The following is a 13,874-nucleotide window of genomic DNA, read 5'->3' as shown; positions in this document are numbered from 1 at the left end:
ATTCGCAACCGGCTTTAGGCGGCCTTGGCCAGCAGGCGATAGGCGCGGCCGTCGAGAATGACGAGGCCGAAACCGATCAGCGCCATGCCGGCAAACTCGCTCAGGGCCAGCCTTTCGCCGAGGAAGAGCACGCCGAGAAGGATGGCGCTCGGCGGCACCAGCAGGGTGACGAGCGAGGCATTGGTGGCGCCGGCCGTTGCCATGATCCGGAAATAGAGGATGTAGCCGAAGGCGGTCGACAGCAGCGCCAGTGCCAGGATGGCGAGGAGGGCATCGAGCGGCGGTGCGGCAAGCGCCCAGGGGCGATCGGCCAGCAGCGACAGCGGCAGCGCAATCAGCGAAGAGGCGGTCAACTGGCCGGCTGCGGTAACAGGGGCGGGAACATTCTTGAAGCGTTTTCCGTAAGTGGCGGCGAAACCATAGGAGATCGCAGCAAGCACGGGAAGAAGCAGCGCCCAGAGCGGGGCTTCGCCACCGGCCGACATGCCGGGGCCGATCAGCACGATCGTTCCGGCCAGGCCGACCAGGCAGCCGGCGATCTTTGCCGGCGACAGCTTCTCGTCTGAGGTGAAGTAGTTGGCGATCAGCACGGTCCAGATCGGTGTCGTCGCATTCAGGATCGCCGCAAGACCGGCGCCGATGCGGGTCTGGCCGAAGAAGATCAGCGCATGCGGCAGGGCATTGTTGATGAGCCCGAGGATCAGGAATTCGCGCCAGCGGGCTTTGAGGATCGCATAGAAGTCGAAACGGCCGGCGATATAGATATGCAGCGCCAGCGCTGCGAGCAGCAGCCTGAAGAAGACGAGGGTCAGCGGCGGCACGTGCTGGACGGCGATGCGGGCAAAGAAGAATGAGCCGCCCCAGATCAAGCCGAGCAGGACCAGCAGACCCCAGGTCCAGGCATTCATCCTGCTGTCCACGCCGATTCCTCCACCGCAAGCCGCTCGCTTGATGCTTTAGCGCAGGCGGCGAACGGCGCCACCCGTTTCTTGCGAAGCGAGCGGCGGCAGGGTGTCAGCTGGGATCAGAGGGCGTTGAGGAGGGCAGGCGTCGCCCAGCCGTCGGCCGGCATGCCGAGGCGCTGCTGTTCCTTCTGGATCGCGACACGTGTGCCGGAGCCGAGGATGCCGTCGATCTCGCCGACATCATGGCCGAGCGACTGCAGTTTGGTCTGCAGCGCCTTCATCTGGTCGCTGGCAAGCCCCTGTTCCGGCACGCCCTTGAGATAGGGTTCGGCGCCCGAAAGGCGTGTCCCGAAATAGGCGGCCGAGGTCGTGTAGATGAACGACTTGTTCCATTCGAGATAGATCTTGAAATTGGGATAGGCGATAAAAGCCGGTCCCATGCGGCCTTGTGGCAGAACGAGATCGCCTTCCAAGTTGCCGAAGGCGGTATTGCCGTCGCGCGGCTTGACGCCGAGCGCGAACCATTCTCCCGCTTTCATCGTGCCGCCAAGACCGGACTTCTCAAAGGGCAGGTTATCGGACACGGTCACTTCCTGCAGCCAGGGCTGGCCGCGCTCGAAGCCGAGGTGCTGGATGAATTTCGCCGCCGTCAGGATGGCGTCCGGGCCGCTCTGCTTCAGGCGGATATGACCGTCGCCGTCGCCATCCATGCCATAGGCAATGATGTCGCGCGGCAGCATTTGCACTTGGCCGATCTCGCCGGCCCAGGCGCCGGTATTGGTGGCGGGGTCGAGGTCGCCGTGCTGGACCATCTCAATAAGAGCGATCAGCTGCGGACGGAAGAGTTCCGGGCGACGGCAATCATGCGACAGCGTCACAAGAGCGTTGCGGGTGTTGAAATCGCCCTGGACGGCGCCGAAATCGGTTTCCATCGCCCAGAAGGCGGTGATGACGCCCGGGGGCACGCCGAAATCCTGCTCGGCGCGGGCAAAGACGTCGGCATATTGCTTCATCTTCTGGCGGCCGATGTCGAGGCGGGCCTGGCTGACGGTGCGCTGGGAGAATTCGAGGAAGGTCTGCTTGAAGACGCCCTGGGCGCGATCCCGGCTCAGGACCTTGGGGTCGATCTCGGCGCCGGCGAAGGCCTCGTCGGCGGCTGCCGCACTGGCGCCGGCTGCGACTGCGTCTTTCTTGACACCTTCGAGGAAGGCGGACAGATCGCCGCCGCAGGGTGCGGCCGGGGCTGCGTCAGGCGCCTGCTGGGCGGCCGCGACGCCGGCGAGGGCAAGCGCAAACAGGAGGGCGAGTGCAGAGCAGCTTGCGAGCGAGCGGTGCATGGATGCGGTCCTTATATCAAAAAGATTTCCCGTCGCTTTCACAGATGAATGTGACGGAAGCAAGAAACATCGCAGGACGTTACTAAGAATTTCTATCCTTGGAAACGGCTGCGACCCAATTGTTCCAGTTCTTTGCACTGCCGGCAAAGACATTGATATCGGTCGGACCGCTGATGCCGGGAATGACGCCGGTCGAGGTATATTGCCAGAAGGCCCAGCGGCGGTCGGAATAGGTCACCTCGGGGTGTTTTGCCACCGAACGAACCCAGAAATGATAATCCTGGAAGTAGCCGGCGAGATTTTCGCGGTGGAAATCGACCGAGGTATAGATGATCGGGCGCTTGCCGTAATAGGCTTCCAACCGGTCCATGAAACGCTGCATTTCGGCGCGCACCGTTTCAGCGTCGGGGCGGTAGCGGCAGGTTTTCGATTCGGCGTTCCATTCGACGTCGAGCACCGGCGGCAGGCGCATGGCCTCCTTCGGTACGTTACGGATGAACCAGTCGGCCTGCTGATCGGCCGAAGAGCAGAAATAATAGAAATGATAGGGAGCGTGGGGGATGCCGGCGGCGCGGGCCTCGCGCCAGTATTCGTCGAAGCGCGGATCGACCCTGTCCTTGCCTTCCGTTGCCTTGATGAAGGCGAAAGCGACACCAGAGTTCTTTACCGTGCGCCAATCGATATCGCCCTGCCATTTGGAGATATCGATGCCGTGGACCTGGTTTTGCTGGGGATGCTTCGGACCGAAATCCTGCGGATCGGTATCCTTGAAGCGCGTCTTCGGTTTGATCGACGCCGTTTCGAGATAGTCATAGCCGGAGGAACTGCAGCCGGCCAGCAGGATGGCTACGGGCAAAACGCAAAACAAAAGCCGGCGCATGGGCGTCCCGTCGTAGCTCGAATGATCTTTTTGCCCCACAACCTGACCTTCGAAAAAGACGAGTCAGCAGAGGATAACCCTCTTTTCATCATATCAACGTAAAAAATCGGTTAGTTTCAAGCGAATTATGAGCGCTTGCTGATAATAGCTGCCCGCCAGGCATAACCGCCGCCGACGGCATCGAACACCAATGTCGCGTTGTTTTCATGGGCTTGCGCTTCCAGGACCTCGCGCAGATCGGGGCGCGGGGTGACGTGGAATTTCGCAAGCCAGGACTGCAGCATGCGCCGGAACCAGCCCGGCAAGCCTTCCTGCTGGCCGAAATCGACAATGTGCAGTTGGCCGCCGGGATTGAGTGCGGCGATCGAAGCATCGACGGCGCGCTCCCAGTCCGGGATCATCGACAAGGCATAGGAGATCAGGATGCGGTCGAAGCCGCTGACGCCGAATTCACGCGGTGTGAATGCCGTGGCGTCGGCGACGCGGAATTCCGGGATCGTCGCCTTGGTGGCGAAGGTCTTGCGTGCCGAAATCAGCATCTCCTGGGAAATGTCGAGGCCGAACAGCTTGGCGGTCGGGAAATGCCTGTGGGCGAAGGCCATGTTGCGCCCGGTGCCGCAGCCGACTTCCAGAAGGCTGCCGCCTTCGGCCACGTCGAGATTGCGGATCGTGCTGTCGCGGCCGAGAAGATAATATTTGCGGGTCAGGTCGTAGATGTGCCGCTGGTAGCGGTACATGCCATCCATGAGGCTGGCATGTTGGTCGCTCTGTCCTGCCGTCTCAGTACCGACCTTGCTCACGCCTTCTTCCCGTAGATGTGGAAGCCGCCGTAGATTGCCGAGCGATCGAGCGCAGTCAGTTCACGCGACTTTTCCTCGAAGTAATCCCATTGGCCGCGGATCGCCGGAGCCAGGCGGCCTTCGATGATGCTCTTTTCGGCGGCGGTGCGGAAGATCACGCGGGCGCCTTCGCGCGCCGTGCGGGTGATTTCCGTCCAGACGTCGTTCAGCTGCTCGTCCGTCATCCAGTCCTGCGCGTCGAGCAGAATGTAGCGGTCGCGCGAGGCGGCCGGCTCGCGGGCCAGAAGCTCGGTGAAGCTTGCGTGGTGAACGTTGACGCGGTCGACATTGGCGCGGATCACCTGATAGTGCTCCGACTTCAGATAGGTCGGCAGCGGGCCCTCCGCTTCGGTGCCGTAACGGCGGCCGAAGGCCTGCCAGGCGAAATAATTGTCGCTCATCGGGAAATGACAGGCGAGCTTTTCCAGGCGATGCTTCAGCACCGGTGCGATCGAATGATCGGCGGCAAGGCTTGCGAGTTCGTCATATTGCTGCGGCGGAATGCCGAGGCCGAAGAGCGAGCTCTTGCGGCCGGTAATCCAGCGCACGACCGGCTTTTCGAAGAGCGGCGCGATCTGCTCGTCGAAGAACTGGCGCTGCTCGCGGATCGAGCGGGTCTTGGTCATCTCGCGCAGTTTGACGCCATGCAGGCGGGCAAGAAGGTGGGCCGCGCCGATGAAGCGGCCGAGCAGACCCGTTTCGTAAATGTTGCGATCGAAAACGGTGACGCGGCGGCGGCCGAACTTGCGGCCGTTCCAGTAGCTGCGGGTTGCCTCATCGAGGCGGGCGGCAAGATGCTGGTCGTAGGCACGGCTGTTCGACTTCTCGTTCGGCATTGCCAGGAAGCGGATGAGATCGGCGTGACCTGGAAGATGTTTGAAGGCGGCAAGCTTCAGGCGGTTCAGCGCGATGTGGTGCGGGTTGAGATCGACGACGTCGATCGAGGCCGGCGCCTTGGAGAGATAGGCGAGCATGTTGCAGCCGCCGGAGCCGATGGTAACGATGCGATGATTGGGCTTCAGCTCCATCGCCTGCATGTCGAGATCCGGATCCTCCCAGATCTGCGGATAGACGAGGCCGGAGAAAAGAAGGCCGAAGAGACGCTCGGAAAAGCCATCCTTCGAAAAGGCCTTATGGCGGAGAAGGGCATCCTTGAGTTTCCGGTTCTTGCGGAAGCCGGCATCCGGTGCAAATTCTGACATGAGTCTGTCACCTTTTTAGCGTTCAGGGCGTGTAGCGCGCCTCTGCTACAGTTTGATGACGCGGGCTGTGGGGGAGCCGTTCCTGGGAGGCTTCGGCCTCCTCCGGAGAGCGACCGGAATGGCACTCCTGGGAAAGTGATCGGGACGATGGTCCTTCTTCGCTTCGGCCCCTTTCCGGCGCGTGTGATTCCTGCTTCTCTCCCGGCATGGAGGAATGCCATGCGATTTGTCCTGCGTATCATGAAGGCGCTTGCTCTCCTTCTCGTAGTCATCATCGTCGCCGCGGCCGGCTGGCTGTTCATCCGGCCACCGGAACTGCTCAGCGTCGGCGACGGTTATGCCGCCAAGATCGTCTGCTCCAACGTGTTCATCGCCGGCCGGGAGGCGGAGGATGTGCTCCATGACGACGTCCAGGCGCCTGGAAATCCGCTACTGCGGCTGGTGCGCGTCAGCGTCGACCCCGACAACGACCGCGTGACGGCGCGCTTCATGGGACTGTTTGCGCCGAGTTATGCGCTCTATCGCGGCGCTTTCGGCTGCACGAGCGTCCCGGACGGCAATTTCGAGGCGGCTGCGAAGGCAGCGCCCTTCGATCCGCCGGCCAAAATGCAGGCGAATGACGCCTTGTGGCCGGAGGGCGAGGGGACCGGCAATCCGGCGGACGGGAAGATCGCCGCGCTGCTTGCCGATGCCGGAATTGCCGGCCCGGCAATGCGGGCGATCGTGGTGGTGCGCAATGGTCGCATCGTCGCTGAGGCCTATGGCCCCGGCTTCTCGGCGAAGACGCCGCTGATCGGCTGGTCGATGACGAAGACCGTGAATGCGGCGGTCCTCGGCCGGCTGATGCTTGGCGGCAAGGTCTCCTTCGACGATGATAGCCTGTTGGCGCAGTGGAAGAACGATGCGCGCGCCAGAATCAAGGTTTCCGATCTGCTCGGCATGGAGAGCGGCCTTGCCTTTAACGAAGACTATGGCGACGTCGCCGATGTCACGCGCATGCTCTATCTCGATCCCGACATGGTATCGCTGCCGGCCAATGCACCGATGGAGGCAGCGCCCGGCCAACGCTTCCGCTATTCGAGCGGCACGGCCGTGCTGCTCTCGCGCATCTGGATGGACAGGGTCGGCAATGCTCAGGCGGCTTTTTCCTATCCGCACGACGCGTTGTTTGCCCCGCTCGGCATGACGAGCGCCGTATTCGAACTCGATGCGCGCGGCACGTTCGCCGGAAGCTCCTATCTTTATGCGACGGCGCATGACTGGGCGCGCTTTGGGCAGTTCCTGCTGCAGGACGGCGTGTGGAACGGACAGCGACTGTTGCCGGAGGGTTTTGTCGGCGCCATGCGCACCCCGACGGCGGCTTCGAACGGGCGGTATACGCAGGGCCAGGCCTGGCTCGCACCCGGTCGCGGCTCGAGCGCTGAGGCCGGGCTGCCTGAGGATACGTTCTGGTTGACGGGCCATGACGGGCAGAGCATGGCGATCGTGCCTTCCGCCAATCTGGTGGTCGTCAGGCTTGGCCTGACGCCGAGCAGGCTCGACTATCAGCCGCAGACGCTGCTGAAGGCGATCCTGGCGGCATTGCCACAACCGGGAGAGCAGCAACAACAGGCCGGATCGCAACAACAGACCCAGCCGCAGCCATAGGCTGGGGCTTATTCAGCCGTTATCTCTCCTGCATATTCAAGGGATGGCTGTAGTTTCAGCCGGTCTCAATAGTTACCTTGGGCGATGTCTGTCATGCCCTTGCGCTTGGCGTCATAATAATAGCCGCGCGCATAGAGGCGGACGGCATCGTCTTCCCGACTGTCGGAAACGAGCCATGCGCCGCGCAGATATTTCGCGGCATATTTGATGTTGGTCTCGGCATCGAAGAGGCCGCCCGGGGCACCGTCGTAACCCATGGACTTGGCGGTGTTGTACTTGATCTGCATCAGGCCGAAATAGCCACGCTTGTTGTAGGCCTTCGCATTATAGCGGCTCTCGCGATGGACGACGCGATGGAGAAGAGTCTCGGGAATTTCGTAGATTTTCGAATATTTCTGGATGAGCTTGGTGACAAAGCTCTTCTCGACGGTCGGCGCATCGTCTTTGTCGTCATCGCTAAACATCGGCGGCGCCGTCGGCGGATCGATCGGCCCGGTTTCGTCGAAACCGTAGTCCATGCTGGCGCGCGGGGTGGTGTCGACGGCGGCAAGTGCTGCAAGCGCGCTGTTTTGCGGTGTCGCGGCAAAGGCAAGCTGCGTCGTCGGCTGGGTCGGCGTTCCAGGACGCGGCGTCGGCACGACGGACTGGATCGCCGTCATTTCGGGCGTCAGCGGGATCTGCGCATAGGCCGTCGGCTGCATGGTAAGATCGCCAGGCTGAGAAGCTGTCACGGCCGGCATCGCTGTTGCGGTCAGAGAGGAGGATGCCTGGGGAATGGTGGCGCCTGCCACCGCCTGACCGGCTGCGCCTCCGGCTGTCGGGATCGCGGCGAGTGTTGCATCTTCACCGGGTTTCGGCATCGGCACGACGGTCTGCGCGGCTGTCAGTTCGGCCTGGGACGTATATTCGACGCTCGTACATCCCGTCATCACGCCGCAGAGTATCGTCGAGACGACAAGACTGCGTTTCAGGCCGGATAATCCGATCGCTACCATTCCGCCACTTTCGTGAAATCGCGCCGCCCCGGCAGCGTATAAAAGTTACCAAAAGCCTAAGTCCCTGGTGACCCCATTAACCTATTCGTGGCATTCCGGCAACCACGGAATATTACTAGGCTGCAATACGGCGATACCCGGCCGTTACGGCCCCTGCAGCGATCAGCAGAGTGCCTCCGGTGCGGTTTACAGCGCGCTGGATGCTCGCCTTGCGAATCAGTCCGCGCGCGCTATGGGCGAGAAAGGCGTAGGTGGAAGCGTTGAGGATCGCCAGCACGAGGAAAGTCGCTTCCATGATCGCCATCTGCCCGACGAAGGGCAGGGCCGGATTGAGGAACTGCGGCACGAAGGCGACGAAGAAGATGATGCTCTTCGGATTGAGGGCGGTGACGACATAGGCGTGGAGGAAGATCTTGAGTGACTTCTCCTCCGGCAGGTTGTCGTTGTCGGCAACCGGTTCGCCAATGATGGGAGCCCGCCAGAGCTTGATTCCCAGCCAGATCAGGTAGGCGCCGCCGATCCACTTCAAGACAGTGAAGAGGGTCGCGGAGGCGGCCAGAACGGCGCCGAGACCGAAGAGGGAAGCCGTCATCGCCGTGAAGTCACCAAGCGCCACGCCGCCCACCGTCGCGAACGCCGTCCTGCGTCCATGACCGAGCGCATAGGAAACGACGAGCAGTATCGTCGGCCCCGGTATGGCCAGCATGATGGCGGATGCGGCCGCAAAAGCGAGCCAAGCTTCAAGTGACATGGTGTCTCCTCCTATTCCTCAGGAACAAGCAAAGACATCATATTAACCATCCGTCAATCACGCTTCTTTGTATTTCTGGCCTATATTGTCCATGACTTCGGCAAACCATGCCGTCGAAAGGTCAAAAGCCTTGCCGCCCTTGATGCGCGGGAATTCTATAGTGCGCAATTTACCGTTCTGGCCTTCATCATGGCCGGTGACGCCGGAGACTTTATTGAGCGCGCTTTCGACGGCGAGATCGACCATGCTCTGGATCAGCCTGAGGTCATCGGCGTTAGCGGGCGCCGAGCGGGCAAAATAGCCCGATTTCTGCACGAGGGAACGCTCGGCGTCGAGGAGATTGGCGAACTGCTTTTGGAACCAGGCGCCGACATTGATCGTGTCGATCTTCACATGGCCGAAAGCATCGCGCTTGACGGTCTCGCCGGCGGCTTCGCGCTCGGCGACGATGGCGTCGAGGCAGGCACCTTCCGAGACGAAGACCGTGGCGTGGCCGTTGCGGTCCATGCTTTCCTTCAGGCGGGCGGCCTCGGCGTCGAGGTCGAAGGCCATCTCAGGCAGGTAGACGGCGTCGATGCTCTTCAGGTGCGCGTCCATCATCAGGCCGTCGACATACTGGTTGCGGCTGGTGCGCTGGAGATAGGCGCGGGCGGTGGCGGCCGTCAGCCAGCCGCAATGGCGGCCCATGACTTCATGGATGACGAGGGTGCGGGGGGCGGCCGTCTGTTCGTTGCCGACATTGTCGAAGAAATGCGCCCCGACTTCGGCGGCCGTCCAGGCGCCGAGCGACTGGCGGATCGGCACGACGTCGTTGTCGACAGTCTTCGGCAGGCCGACGACTGTGAGATCGTAGCCGTTGGCGGCGAGGTAGGCGGCAAGATCGGCGGCCGTGGTGTTGGTGTCGTCGCCGCCGATCGTGTGGAGAATGGTGATGCCGTCATTGGCGAGTCGTTCGGCGGCGATCCGCAGCGGGTTCTCGCCTTCCTTGACCAGGCCGCGCTTGACGCAGTCGGCGGCATTGGTGAGCTTGACGCGGCTATTGCCGATCGGCGAGCCGCCGTAGCGGTGCAGAAGCGGCGCCTTTTCGCGTATCGCTGGGGTGATCTCGATGCTGTCGCCGAGGAGCACACCCTGGTAGCCGGACTTGTAGGCGACGATTTCGAGCTCGGGCGCCACGTCGCTATAGCGTTCGATGAGGCCGCCGACGGCGGATGAAAGACAGGGCGCCAGGCCTCCGGCGGTCAGCATTGCGACTTTCTGTTTGGCCATGATCCCTCCTACGGTGTTTCGGTGCGGCAGCGTTAGCTAGCGCATGGATGCGGCAGGGAAAGGGCCCTGTAAAGTAAAGAATTTGCGAAAAATGCGCCACTCTGCCGTGTCGGACCGCAAAGGCGACGGGAAGTGCTGATATAATCGTTTCAAGCCCGATCTACGCGACGGGAATTCCCGTGGAAATTTCCGTCGCGCGCTCTGGAACCAGGTACCAGGGCAATGCCGGCGACCGCCGGCCATGCCCTCATGCGAGATGAAAGTGGGCGTGATGAATCGTTTGCTGCGGTGCGACAATTACCAAATCGTGAAAACTGTGTTCGGCCCTACGACCAATAGTCGCCTTGCAAAGGCTACGATTCTTTGGTCAAGCTGTTTCTCTATAAGTTGACAAGTGTGTGAGATTTTCGATGTCCTTCTGGGAAAAACTGTTGAATGCCATTGGCAATACTGCAGGCAATGCGCTGTCTGCGGTGGTCGAGGCTATCCGCACGGTTTTTGAAGGCGATCCCGAGACCCGGCGTAAGGTGGCTTTCTCCGTGGCTATCATCGCTCTGTCGGCCAAGATGGCCAAGGCCGACGGCATCGTCAGCGAGAAGGAGGTCGAAGCCTTCCGCGAAATCTTCGAGTTTCCGCAGGATCAGGCGAAGAATGTCGCCAGGCTTTACAACCTCGCGCGGCAGGACGTCGCCGGCTACGAAGCCTATGCCGAACGGCTCTCCACGCTCTGCGTTACCTGTGCGGCCAATTGCCCAGTGTTGGAAGACGTGCTCGACGGCCTCTTCCACATCGCCAAGGCCGACGGGCTGATTCACGAAAAGGAACTGAATTTCCTGCGCCATATCGGCGAGATCTTCCAGATGAGCGAGACCCGCTTCGAGCAGATTGCCGCCCGCCACGTCTCGTCCGGCGGCGATCCCTACAAGGTGCTCGGCGTCTCGCCTTCGGATGATTTCCCGACCATCCGCCGCCGTTACCACGGCCTCGTCAGCGAACATCATCCCGATCGGTTGATCTCGCGTGGCGTGCCGAAGGAATTCCATGTGATCGCCAATGAGCGCATGGCGGCGCTGAACGCGGCCTATGAGGCGATCGAGAAGGAACGCCGCGCAGCATGACCTCTTTCGAGGCCGACTGCAGAAGCGCGCGCGTGCAGCCTTCGCCGAACCATGGCGAGCGGGCGGACGGGCGCCGTCCCGACATGATCCTGCTGCACTATACCGGCATGCCGACGGCAGATGGTGCGCTCGACTGGCTCTCTCGCGCCGAGAGCCAGGTTTCCAGCCATTATTTCGTGCATGAGAATGGCGAGGTGGTGCAGCTCGTGCCGGAAATGCGGCGTGCCTGGCATGCGGGAAAAAGCAACTGGCACGGCGAGACCGATATCAATTCGCTGTCGATCGGCATCGAGATCGCCAATGCCGGCCACCCCGGCGGGCTCCCTGATTATCCGAAAGAGCAGATCGCCGCGGTCATTGAATTGTGTCGCGACTGTGTCAAACGTTGGTCGATCGTGCCGGAACGGGTGCTCGGGCATTCCGATGTCGCCCCGATCCGCAAGGTCGATCCGGGCGAGAAATTTCCCTGGGCCGAGCTCCACCGGGCTGGCATCGGGCACTGGGTCGAGCCGGCAACGATCACCGGCGGGCGCTTCTTCCAGCGCGGCGATACAGGCCAGCCTGTCGAGGCGCTGCAGTCGATGCTGTCGCTCTATGGTTACGGCACTGAAATCACGGGCGAATTCTCCGAAAAAACGGCAGGCGACGTGGAAGCTTTCCAGCGGCATTTTCGGCCCGAACGGATAGATGGCATCGCCGATTTCTCGACGATCGACACGTTGCACCGGCTGCTGTCGGCTTTGCCGCGTTATTCCTGATTCCTCGACAATTGCTGAAACGCCGAATTTCGCACTGCAGCGCGAAATTCGGCCTGCCACATCATTTCCCTATTATCTCCTCATTGCGATGGTCTAAGAACGTCCGCCAAGGGGTGCTCGGGGTTGTTTTCGAGTTAAACCACGGGCGCTATGTGAAATGATAAGAATTACCGTGAATTCCGATCGATCCTTGATCTGGTATTCATTATGACAGCGAGGCGCGCCGTCCGGAAATTCTTTGGGTCGGAGTGTTCAAGACTACATGAGAAAACTGATTGTTGTTGCTGCAACATGCGTTGGCATGGTGCTGGCGGGAAATAGCTTTGCCTTTGCGAATGATTGGGGTGTGCGAGCCGATGCGTCGGTGAAGAAAGTCGAGCGTCCTTCGAAGAAGACAGAGCGTCCGTTGAAGAAAGCGGAGCGTTCGGTCAAGTCGGCGAAGCGTCCGCTCAAGACGGCGGAACGCCCGCTGAAGACGGTCGAGCGCCAGAGCGGTTATGCCGTCGCCATTGTTTCCGGCAATTCCTATTCCGCACTGATCAGCAAATATGCGAACCAATATGATGTACCGGTTGCGCTTGCGACCGCGGTCATCCGCATCGAAAGCAATTTCAATCCGAATGCGCGCGGCAGCCACGGTGAAATCGGCCTGATGCAGATAAAGCCTGCAACTGCCCGCATGATGGGCTATTCCGGCAGCGCCAAGGGCCTGTTCGATCCGGAAACGAACATCAAGTACGGCATGAAATATCTGGCTGCCGCCCATGATCTCGGTGGTGGCGAGACCTGCAACACCATCCTCAAATACAATGCCGGCCATGGCGCCACGCGCATGAACCCGGTGTCCAAGTCCTATTGCGGCAAGGTTCTGGCAATGCTCTGAGCCTGAAGCGATTATCCCTGACAAGCTGGATGATTCAAAATGATTGCCATGGTATCGCTGGAATTTAGCGAGGTGGGATATGGCAGTCGATTTCAGGTTCATCATCATCGGACGCGGCATGATGGGTGCAGCCGCCGCACGGCATCTCTCCTCGATGGCCGACGGCGTTGCACTGATCGGCCCGCGTGAGCCGGAGGAGCGCAAGGCCCATCACGGCGTCTTCGCCAGCCATTACGACGAAGCGCGCATCACCCGCACCTTCGACGGCAATCTTGCGTGGGGAGCCTTCGCCGCCCGCGCGCTTGACCGCTACCGAGAGATCGAGGCAAAGAGCGGCATCTCCTTCTATTCGGAGGTCGGCTGCCTCTTTGCCGGTCCAGCGCCAGAGAGCGAGCAGGACTATATCGAAAGGGCGCTGACGGTTGGCCGGACGCTCGGCAGCGATATCGAGATCATCGCGCCGTCGGAACTCGGCCAACGTTTTCCCTATCTTGCCGTCGATCCCGATTTCACAGGATATTTCGAGCGCAAGCGCGCCGGCCACATCAACCCGCGGGCGCTGGTGCGCGCGCAGGCAAAGCTTGCCGAACAGGGCGGCGTCTCGCTGATCGAGGCGACCGCAACATCGGTGCGTGATGCGGGTTCTCATGTCGAGGTAACGGCCGGCGACAGAAGCTACAGCGCCGAGCGCGTGCTGGTCGCCGCTGGCGGTTTCAGTAATTTCCATGCCCTGCTGCCGCGTCCCGTCGATATCAGGGTCATGGCGCGAACGGTCGCCTTCTACGAGATCGGCGAACGCGAGATGGCGATCTTCGGCGATATGCCGTCGACGATCGTGCTCGGTGACCGGGAAGAGGATCACATCTATATCCTGCCGCCGGTGCGTTATCCCGACGGCAAGACCTATCTGAAACTCGGTGGCGACACCGAGGCGCTTTTCTTCGGCAGGCTGGAGGATGCCGGCGCGTGGTTCCGTTCCGACGGCAGTGCTGCCGAGCGTGAGCATCTCTCGGGTGTCGCCCTGCAACTGATGCCGGAGCTTGCCGGTTGCCCGGTCACCTCAGCGCCTTGCGTGGCGAATTTCACGCCGACCGGTTATCCCTATGCCGGATTTACGCAGTCGCCACGCATCGCGGTGCTGACCGGCGGCAATTTTGTCGCGGCAAAATCCTCCGACGAACTCGGGCGGTTGGGAGCGGTGCTTCTTGCGGAAGGACGGCTCGGTGATGAGGATTTTGGTGGCGAGTTGATGCCCGTCTTCGCTGCTGCATGATTCCATAAATCGGATTT

General features: G+C 61.3%; 13 protein-coding genes. 5 read left to right on the top strand and 8 right to left on the bottom strand.

Features of this window, described 5'->3' with window-relative positions; genetic code table 11:
- Positions 1-14 precede the first annotated feature (14 nt).
- From AC244Q_RS15005 to AC244Q_RS14985, 5 genes are all read right to left on the bottom strand, one after another.
- Positions 15-920: a DMT family transporter gene (locus AC244Q_RS15005; RefSeq protein ID WP_012758308.1), complete on the bottom strand. Its 906-nt coding sequence runs from the start codon at positions 918-920 to the stop codon at positions 15-17.
- Between the two features lie 104 nt (positions 921-1,024).
- Positions 1,025-2,242: a lytic murein transglycosylase gene (locus AC244Q_RS15000; protein ID WP_128407055.1), complete on the bottom strand. Its 1,218-nt coding sequence runs from the start codon at positions 2,240-2,242 to the stop codon at positions 1,025-1,027.
- Positions 2,243-2,324: 82 nt separating this feature from the next.
- Positions 2,325-3,122 carry a glycoside hydrolase family 25 protein gene (locus tag AC244Q_RS14995; protein ID WP_128407054.1) on the bottom strand — a complete coding sequence of 266 codons (798 nt, stop codon included), beginning with the start codon at positions 3,120-3,122 and terminating at the stop codon, positions 2,325-2,327.
- Positions 3,123-3,247: 125 nt separating this feature from the next.
- Positions 3,248-3,922, bottom strand: coding sequence for a class I SAM-dependent methyltransferase (locus tag AC244Q_RS14990; RefSeq protein ID WP_012758305.1), 675 nt, complete (start codon positions 3,920-3,922; stop codon positions 3,248-3,250).
- On the bottom strand, positions 3,919-5,163 hold the full coding sequence (locus AC244Q_RS14985) for a BtaA family protein (protein ID WP_113545219.1): 1,245 nt from the start codon (positions 5,161-5,163) through the stop codon (positions 3,919-3,921). Before AC244Q_RS14985 ends, AC244Q_RS14990 begins: the two co-directional genes overlap by 4 nt.
- A 219-nt stretch (positions 5,164-5,382) precedes the next feature.
- Between AC244Q_RS14985 and AC244Q_RS14980 the strand changes: the two genes are divergently transcribed.
- Entirely contained in the window at positions 5,383-6,810 is a 1,428-nt protein-coding gene (locus tag AC244Q_RS14980; protein WP_128407053.1) for a serine hydrolase domain-containing protein, read from the top strand.
- Between the two features lie 65 nt (positions 6,811-6,875).
- Here AC244Q_RS14980 and AC244Q_RS14975 read toward each other — a convergent pair whose 3' ends face one another.
- The 3 genes from AC244Q_RS14975 to AC244Q_RS14965 form a co-directional block, all read right to left on the bottom strand.
- Positions 6,876-7,805: a lytic transglycosylase domain-containing protein gene (locus AC244Q_RS14975; RefSeq protein ID WP_128407052.1), complete on the bottom strand. Its 930-nt coding sequence runs from the start codon at positions 7,803-7,805 to the stop codon at positions 6,876-6,878.
- Positions 7,806-7,920: 115 nt separating this feature from the next.
- On the bottom strand, positions 7,921-8,556 hold the full coding sequence (locus AC244Q_RS14970) for a LysE family translocator (RefSeq protein ID WP_065280696.1): 636 nt from the start codon (positions 8,554-8,556) through the stop codon (positions 7,921-7,923).
- Positions 8,557-8,613: 57 nt separating this feature from the next.
- Positions 8,614-9,825: a pyrophosphate--fructose-6-phosphate 1-phosphotransferase gene (locus AC244Q_RS14965; protein ID WP_012758300.1), complete on the bottom strand. Its 1,212-nt coding sequence runs from the start codon at positions 9,823-9,825 to the stop codon at positions 8,614-8,616.
- Positions 9,826-10,235: 410 nt separating this feature from the next.
- On the opposite strand from AC244Q_RS14965, the gene AC244Q_RS14960 reads away from it, so the two are divergent.
- From AC244Q_RS14960 to AC244Q_RS14945, 4 genes are all read left to right on the top strand, one after another.
- On the top strand, positions 10,236-10,943 hold the full coding sequence (locus tag AC244Q_RS14960; protein ID WP_003561040.1) for a J domain-containing protein: 708 nt from the start codon (positions 10,236-10,238) through the stop codon (positions 10,941-10,943).
- Positions 10,940-11,701, top strand: a complete 762-nt coding sequence (locus AC244Q_RS14955) for an N-acetylmuramoyl-L-alanine amidase (RefSeq protein ID WP_012758299.1) — start codon at positions 10,940-10,942, stop codon at positions 11,699-11,701. Before AC244Q_RS14960 ends, AC244Q_RS14955 begins: the two co-directional genes overlap by 4 nt.
- A 262-nt stretch (positions 11,702-11,963) precedes the next feature.
- A complete protein-coding gene (locus AC244Q_RS14950; protein WP_012758298.1) occupies positions 11,964-12,584 on the top strand; it encodes a lytic transglycosylase domain-containing protein in 621 nt (206 codons plus the stop codon).
- A 79-nt stretch (positions 12,585-12,663) separates the two neighbouring features.
- Entirely contained in the window at positions 12,664-13,857 is a 1,194-nt protein-coding gene (locus AC244Q_RS14945; protein ID WP_012758297.1) for an NAD(P)/FAD-dependent oxidoreductase, read from the top strand.
- Positions 13,858-13,874: the final 17 nt, after the last annotated feature.

Source organism: Rhizobium sp. CB2179 (genome assembly GCF_057653455.1).
This window is presented reverse-complemented; position numbering and strand designations above follow the sequence as displayed.

What these genes read in the sequence shown, in the direction of transcription:
- AC244Q_RS14980 (WP_128407053.1), top strand. Translation starts at nt 5,383, where the DNA reads ATGCGATTTGTCCTGCGTATCATGAAGGCGCTTGCTCTCCTTCTCGTA.
- AC244Q_RS14945 (WP_012758297.1), top strand. Translation starts at nt 12,664, where the DNA reads ATGGCAGTCGATTTCAGGTTCATCATCATCGGACGCGGCATGATGGGT.
- AC244Q_RS14975 (WP_128407052.1), bottom strand. Translation starts at nt 7,805, where the DNA reads ATGGTAGCGATCGGATTATCCGGCCTGAAACGCAGTCTTGTCGTCTCG.
- AC244Q_RS14955 (WP_012758299.1), top strand. Translation starts at nt 10,940, where the DNA reads ATGACCTCTTTCGAGGCCGACTGCAGAAGCGCGCGCGTGCAGCCTTCG.
- AC244Q_RS14965 (WP_012758300.1), bottom strand. Translation starts at nt 9,825, where the DNA reads ATGGCCAAACAGAAAGTCGCAATGCTGACCGCCGGAGGCCTGGCGCCC.
- AC244Q_RS14950 (WP_012758298.1), top strand. Translation starts at nt 11,964, where the DNA reads ATGAGAAAACTGATTGTTGTTGCTGCAACATGCGTTGGCATGGTGCTG.
- AC244Q_RS14960 (WP_003561040.1), top strand. Translation starts at nt 10,236, where the DNA reads ATGTCCTTCTGGGAAAAACTGTTGAATGCCATTGGCAATACTGCAGGC.
- AC244Q_RS14995 (WP_128407054.1), bottom strand. Translation starts at nt 3,122, where the DNA reads ATGCGCCGGCTTTTGTTTTGCGTTTTGCCCGTAGCCATCCTGCTGGCC.
- AC244Q_RS15000 (WP_128407055.1), bottom strand. Translation starts at nt 2,242, where the DNA reads ATGCACCGCTCGCTCGCAAGCTGCTCTGCACTCGCCCTCCTGTTTGCG.
- AC244Q_RS14970 (WP_065280696.1), bottom strand. Translation starts at nt 8,556, where the DNA reads ATGTCACTTGAAGCTTGGCTCGCTTTTGCGGCCGCATCCGCCATCATG.
- AC244Q_RS14985 (WP_113545219.1), bottom strand. Translation starts at nt 5,163, where the DNA reads ATGTCAGAATTTGCACCGGATGCCGGCTTCCGCAAGAACCGGAAACTC.